The sequence below is a fragment of the Sphingomonas sp. CCH9-F2 genome (assembly GCF_001556735.1).
In the GTDB taxonomy this organism is placed as follows: domain Bacteria; phylum Pseudomonadota; class Alphaproteobacteria; order Sphingomonadales; family Sphingomonadaceae; genus Sphingomonas; species Sphingomonas ginsenosidimutans.
In genome coordinates, this window is record NZ_LSJO01000476.1 from 1 (window position 1) to 6359 (window position 6359).

The following is a 6359-nucleotide window of genomic DNA, read 5'->3' on the forward strand; positions in this document are numbered from 1 at the left end:
GAACAGGCCGAAAGCTTCGTCCACGCCGCGCCACAGCCGTTCGAAATGGATGCCGCCTTCCTCGGTCATCCGCGCGGTCCAGCTCGCTTCGCTGTCACCCTGGTCGAGGCGGCGGGTCACCTCCGCCACCGCGGCCGCGCGCGCCTCGCGCGGCATGTCGGGGGTCAGCGCGCCGCCCAGCGCGAGCGTTTCGATGATGACCGGATCGTAGCGGCGCGGCACGTAGCGCATCAGCGTGCGCATCCGCCGGGCATGTTCGACCAGCGGGCGCAGGTGCGCGCCGGTCAGCCCCTCGCCGCCGCGTTCCAGCATCATCGTCGAAAGGCCGGCGTCGACCAGATAGTCGTCGAGCGCGGCATCGTCCTTCAGATAGACCTCCGACCGGCCCTTGGTCGCCTTATACAGCGGGGGCTGCGCGATATAGAGGTGCCCGGCCTCGATGATCTCGCGCATCTGGCGGTAGAAGAACGTCAGCAGGAGCGTGCGGATATGCGCGCCGTCGACGTCGGCGTCGGTCATGATGACGATCTTGTGGTAGCGCAGCTTTTCCAGCTTGAAGTCGTCGCGGCCGATCCCGGTGCCCATCGCCTGGATCAGCGAGATGATCTCCTTCGATCCCAGCATCCGGTCGGTGCGCGCGCGCTCGACGTTCAGGATCTTGCCGCGGATCGGCAGGATCGCCTGATAGTCGCTGTCGCGGCCCGATTTGGCCGAGCCGCCGGCGGAATCGCCCTCCACGATGAACAGTTCGGCCTTGGTCGCGTCGCGTTCGCGGCAGTCGTGCAGCTTTCCGGGCAGGCCACTGACCTCCATCACGCCCTTGCGCCGGGTCAGTTCGCGCGCGCGCTTCGCCGCCTCGCGCGCGGCGGCGGCGTCGATGATCTTGCCGACGATCGACCGGGCGTGCTGCGGGTTTTCCTCCAGCCATTCGGCCATTTTGTCGGCCATCAGGCTTTCGAGCGGCTGGCGCACCTCGGACGAGACGAGCTTGTCCTTGGTCTGCGAGCTGAACTTCGGATCGGGCAGCTTGACCGAGACGATCGCGGTCAGCCCCTCGCGCATGTCGTCGCCGGTCAGCGACACCTTCTCCTTCTTCAGCAGCCCGGACTTTTCCGCATAATTGTTGAGCGTGCGGGTCAGCGCGGCGCGGAAGGCGGCGATGTGCGTGCCGCCGTCGCGCTGAGGGATGTTGTTGGTGAAGGCCAGCACGTTCTCGTAATAGGAATCGTTCCATTCCAGCGCGACGTCGATGCCGATCTGGTCGCGCATCCCCGACACGGAGATAGGATCGGGGAACAGCGGCTGCTTGTTGCGGTCCAGCCACTTCACGAACGCGGCGATGCCGCCTTCGTAGAACAGCTCGATCGTCTTCGGCTCCTCATGCCGGGCGTCGCTGAGGAACAGGCGCACGCCCGAATTGAGGAACGCCAGCTCGCGATAGCGATGTTCCAGCTTGTCGAAATCGAATTCGGTGATCTTGAACGTGGCGGGGGAGGGGAAGAAGGTGACGCGCGTGCCCTTCTTGCCCTCGGCCGGGCCGACCACCTTGAGCGGGGCGACCGCATCGCCGTGGGCGAAGCGCATGTAATGCTCCTCCCCGTCGCGCCAGATCGTGAGGTCGAGCCATTCGCTGAGCGCGTTGACCACCGACACGCCGACGCCGTGGAGGCCGCCGGACACCTTGTAGGCATTGTCGTCGCTGGTATTCTCGAACTTACCGCCGGCGTGCAGCTGGGTCATGATGACCTCGGCCGCAGAGACGCCCTCTTCCGGGTGGATGCCGGTGGGGATGCCGCGACCGTTGTCGGTCACCGAGACCGATCCGTCGGCGTTGAGCGTGATTTCGATCCGGTCGCAATGCCCGGCCAGCGCCTCGTCGATGGCATTGTCGCTCACCTCGAACACCATGTGGTGGAGGCCCGAGCCGTCGTCGGTATCGCCGATATACATGCCCGGACGCTTGCGCACCGCGTCCAGACCCTTCAGCACCTTGATCGAGGAGGCGCCGTACTCGCTGGAATTCTGCTGTTCTGCCATGCGGAGCATATAGGCATGACAGGCGTGCAACGAAAGCGAAATGGACGTGTGCGTCAGCGTCCCCAATGCGCGTCGATGCGGGCGAGGACCTCGCGGCGGATCGCGTCGCCCTCGCGCAGCAGCTCATGCCCCTGGCCGGGCAGCAGGTGGAGCGTGGCGGCGGGCAGGCGGCGGGCGATGCGCGCGATCGCGGCGGGCGACACCACCGGATCGCGGCGCGATACCAGCATCAGGAGCGGGGTGGCGACGCGGCCCAGCGGCGCTCGGTCGAGCGCGGCGATCGAGGCGCAGGCGGCGCGCATCCACCCCCAGCTGGGCGCGCCCGACGCGATCGCGGGCACGTTCGCCTTCCACCAGAGCTTGTCCGCCTGGCGATCGGGGCAGGAGGTCATGCGCCCGCCGACATTGCCGGCGTCGCCCTCCCAGATGCGGCGCTCGCCGCGGCCCAGCGCGCAGGCGGCGCGCGCGGTGAGCGCCAGCGGGGCGGTGCCGAGCGGGCCGGCGCGCAACCCCAGCATCGGGGAGGACAGCACCGCGGCGTCGAGCGTCCCGTCGCGCTCCGCCAGCCAGCGCAGCAGCAGGTGCGCGCCCATCGAATGCGCCACCGCGACGCGCGGGGCGACCGCGGCGGCGAAGGCGGCGAGGTCGTCCAGCAGCGGGTCGAGGGTGGTCAGGTGATTGACCAGCGGATCGGCGAGCAGCCGGCCCGACCCACCCTGTCCGCGCCAGTCGATGCCGGTGACGTGCCAGCCGCGTGCGCGCCAGTGCGCCATCGCCTCCAGATACTTTTCCGCGAAATCACCGCGCCCGCCCAGGAACAGCAGCGGGCCGCGCGGGGCAATATCGGGGGCGGGCGCCCAGTCGTAGCGGCGCAGCGCCCAGCCGTCTGCAGCATGCCAGTCGGTGAAGGTCAGGCCGGGGGGATGGCGGCGGCGGTCCACTCGCGCGACGTAGCGCGCGTGCGTGTCAGTTCGGGGACGGCTCGGCGCGGTCCGGCAGCAGCAGAAAGCACGTCGCTGCCGCGAGCAGTGCCGCGCTGCCGATCGCCAGCGCGACGGCGTAATTGCCGAACAGGTCGTGCAGCCGTCCAAAGCCGATGATGCCCAGCGCGGTGCCGAGCAGCGCGACGGGCATCGCCGAGCCGTAGATCTCCGCATAGGCGCGCAGCCCGAACAGTCGCGCCGCCAGGAACGGCAGCAGGTCGTTCTCCGCCCCGTTCATCAGCCCGGCCAGGAAGACGAGTGCCATCAGCGGCGCCAGCCCGTGCGCGCCGCCCGCGAGCAACGCGAAGGCGGCGGCGGAGATGAGCGCGACCGTGGCCGCGACCGGCTGCGGCCGGAACCGGTCGATCAGCGTGCCGACCAGCAGGCGTCCGGCGATCGCGCTGACCCCGAAGCCGGTCAGCAGCAGCGCGGCCTCACCCGCGCCCAGCCCGCGGTCGACGCCGATCGGGACCAGTTGCGTTACCAGCCCGGTGGTCGCCAGATTGACCAGCAGCGCGGACGCCACCATCAGCCAGAAGCGCCGGTCGCGCCGCGCCTCCTTCGCCGAAACGCCCGGCAGCAGCGGCGCATCGGCCACCACCGGCGGCGCGCCGGCGGCGGGAATGCCGCGGATGCCGAGCAGGATCGGCGGCAGCGCCAGCACGGTGCCCGCCACCGCGAGCAGTACGAAGCCCGCGCGCCAACCCCAATGCGCCACCACCGCGCCCAGCACGGGCGCGGCGACCATCGTCATCAGCGCCAGCCCCGACGTGCCGAGCGCCAGCGCCAGCCCGCGCTGGCGCCGGAACGCCACCGCGATCAGCTTGCCATAGGACAGGCTGCTGGTGCCGGGCAGTGCCATGACGATCAGCAACACGCCGAGATGATATTGCCACAACCCGCCGCCCAGCGTCGCCAGGCACAGATAGCCCGCGGCGAGCACCAGCATCGAGCCGAGGATGATCGGGCGCACCCCGAACCGGTCGGCCAGCCGCCCGACCAGCGGCGCGACCAGCGCGCCGATCAGCCCCAGCCCCGCGGCGGTGGCGATGTCGCCGCGCGACCAGCCGAATGCGGCCTGCAGTGCGGGGGTGAACAGGCTGGACATGTTCTGGAACAGCCCCGGCCCCAGCCCCGCGCCGACCATCGCCGCGCCGACCAGCGGCCAGCCGCGCCGCCATTCGACGAGGCTGCGCGGCGCGGCCGCGCGGGTCAACGGATCGGGCCGCGGGAAGGGAGGGGGAGGGACGACGGGTGGCTCCGGGACTAATGATGACGGGATAACGTTGCCGGTGGCGATTGGGTGCACGGGCGTAACGGTCTGGCTGACTCCCGGGGTGACGGAGGGGGCTACAGCGCCATGCGCGTCGCGTCGCCCGCGGCCTCGAACAGTGCCGGTTCGGTGCCGGTCATCCACGTCTGCCCCAGCCGGGCGAGCCGCGCGAACAGCGCTGCGCGCCGCGCGGGATCGAGATGGGCGGCGACTTCGTCGAGCAGCAGCACGGGGGGCTGGCCGGCGCGCGCCGCGACCAGTTCGGCATGGGCCAGCACGATGCCGAGCAGCAGCGCCTTCTGTTCGCCGGTCGAGGCGCTGGCGGCGGCGCGCGCCTTGTCGACATGGGTGACGGTCAGGTCGGCGCGGTGCGGCCCGGTGAGCGTGCGCCCCGCCGCGGCGTCGCGCGCGCGGCCGTGGCGCAGCGCCTGCATCAGGTCGGCCTCGTCCCCCTGCCAGCCGTCCAGCCCGATCGCGGCGCGCGGCAGGATGTCGCCCGCCGGTTGCGCCGCCAGCGCGACGGCGAGTGCGTCGACGGTGCGGCGCCGCGCGGCGTCGAGCGCGGCGCCGTGGTGCGCCATCTGCGCCTCCAGCGCGTCGAGCCAGCCGGGATCGGGCGCGCCCTCCGTCAACAGGCGGTTGCGCGCGCGCATCGCGGCTTCGTAGCGGCTGGTGTGGCGTGCATGGCCGGGCGCCAGCGCCAGCACCAGCCGGTCGAGGAAGCGGCGCCGTTCCCCCGCCGGTTCGATGAACAGCCGGTCCATCGCCGGGGTCAGCCACAGCACCGCCACCCGTTCGGCCAGCGCGGACGCCTGTGCCGCGGCGCCGTTGATGCGCGTGACGCGGCGTTCGGGCGCGGCGGCGAGCGCGCCGGTCGCCAGATCGACGCCGTCCGCCAGCGTCGCGGCGACGCCGAACCCGCCCGGCCCGTCGCCGCGCGCCATGTCCGACAGCGCGGCGCGGCGCAGCCCGCGGCCGGGCGCGAGCAGCGACACCGCTTCCAGCACGTTGGTCTTGCCCGCGCCGTTCGCGCCGGTGAGGATCACGAACCCCGGCCCCGGCGCGAGCGCGAGGCCCGCATGGTTGCGGAAATCGGTGAGGACCAGGCGCGCGAGCATCGCCGACCGCCGTAGGACGCGGCGCGGGGCGTGTCGAATGGGGATATGGGGTTGCGGCGCGGCGTCCGGACCGCGATGGCCGCGGATATGACCGACCGACACGATGCGATGCGTAGCGGGCTGATCCTGGGGATCGGGGCCTATGCCGCCTGGGGGCTGCTGCCGCTGTACCTGCGGCTGCTGCGCGGCGTGCCCTCGCTGGAGGTGCTGGCGCATCGCATCGTGTGGTCGTTGCTGCTGCTGATCGTGATCGTCGTGGTGACGCGCCGGGCCGGCGCGATCCGCGCGGCGGCGCGCGGGCGGACGCTGGCGTTGCTGGCGGCATCGGCGACGCTGATCGCGATCAACTGGCTGGTCTATATCTGGGCGGTGCAGCACGGCCACGTGCTGGAAGCGAGCCTGGGCTATTTCATCAACCCGCTGGTCAATGTCGCGCTGGGGATGGCGTTGCTGGGCGAGCGGATCGGGCGCGTGCAGAAGGCGGCGGTCGCGGTCGCGGCGGCGGGCGTCGCGGTGATGGCGTTGTCGGGCGGGGGCGCGTTGTGGATATCGCTGACGCTGGCGCTGAGCTTCGGCACATACGGCCTGATCCGCAAGGTGGCGGCGATCGATTCGCTGGGCGGATTGACGGTGGAAACCGCGCTGCTGCTGGTCCCCGCGCTGGCGGTGATCGCGATGGCGCAGGTCGGCGGGCAGGGGGCGTTCGGGCAGGACCGCACGGTCGACCTGCTGCTGGTGCTGGCGGGGGCAGTGACGGCGGTGCCGCTGCTGATGTTCGCCGCGGCGGCGCGGCGGCTGCGCTACGCGACGATGGGGCTGCTGCAATATATCGCGCCGACGTTGCAGTTCGTGGAGGCGGTGGCGCTGTTCCACGAACCGTTGCGGCCGGTCCACCTGGTCACGTTCGCGCTGATCTGGACCGGGTGCGCGCTATACGCCTGGGGCGGG

5 protein-coding genes are annotated in these 6359 nt (G+C 71.5%); 1 reads left to right on the forward strand and 4 read right to left on the reverse strand.

Annotated features, from left to right (window positions below):
• The 4 genes from AX685_RS13310 to recF form a co-directional block, all read right to left on the reverse strand.
• Nucleotides 1-2037, reverse strand: a 2037-nt coding sequence (locus AX685_RS13310; protein WP_066489460.1) for a DNA gyrase subunit B, incomplete at its 3' end; no start/stop codon positions are given.
• 53 nt (nucleotides 2038-2090) lie between these two features.
• Nucleotides 2091-2978, reverse strand: a complete 888-nt coding sequence (locus tag AX685_RS13315; RefSeq protein ID WP_066489449.1) for an alpha/beta hydrolase — start codon at nucleotides 2976-2978, stop codon at nucleotides 2091-2093.
• 25 nt (nucleotides 2979-3003) lie between these two features.
• The gene (locus tag AX685_RS13320; RefSeq protein WP_066489451.1) at nucleotides 3004-4236 is read right to left on the reverse strand and encodes an MFS transporter; all 1233 of its coding nucleotides are present in this window, start codon (nucleotides 4234-4236) and stop codon (nucleotides 3004-3006) included.
• A 134-nt stretch (nucleotides 4237-4370) separates the two neighbouring features.
• On the reverse strand, nucleotides 4371-5411 hold the full coding sequence (gene recF, locus AX685_RS13325; RefSeq protein ID WP_066489458.1) for a DNA replication/repair protein RecF: 1041 nt from the start codon (nucleotides 5409-5411) through the stop codon (nucleotides 4371-4373).
• Nucleotides 5412-5498: 87 nt separating this feature from the next.
• Between recF and rarD the strand changes: the two genes are divergently transcribed.
• On the forward strand, nucleotides 5499-6359 hold an 861-nt coding region (gene rarD / locus AX685_RS13330), incomplete at its 3' end, for an EamA family transporter RarD (protein ID WP_156445804.1).

What these genes read in the sequence shown, in the direction of transcription:
- recF (WP_066489458.1), bottom strand. Translation starts at nt 5,411, where the DNA reads ATGCTCGCGCGCCTGGTCCTCACCGATTTCCGCAACCATGCGGGCCTC.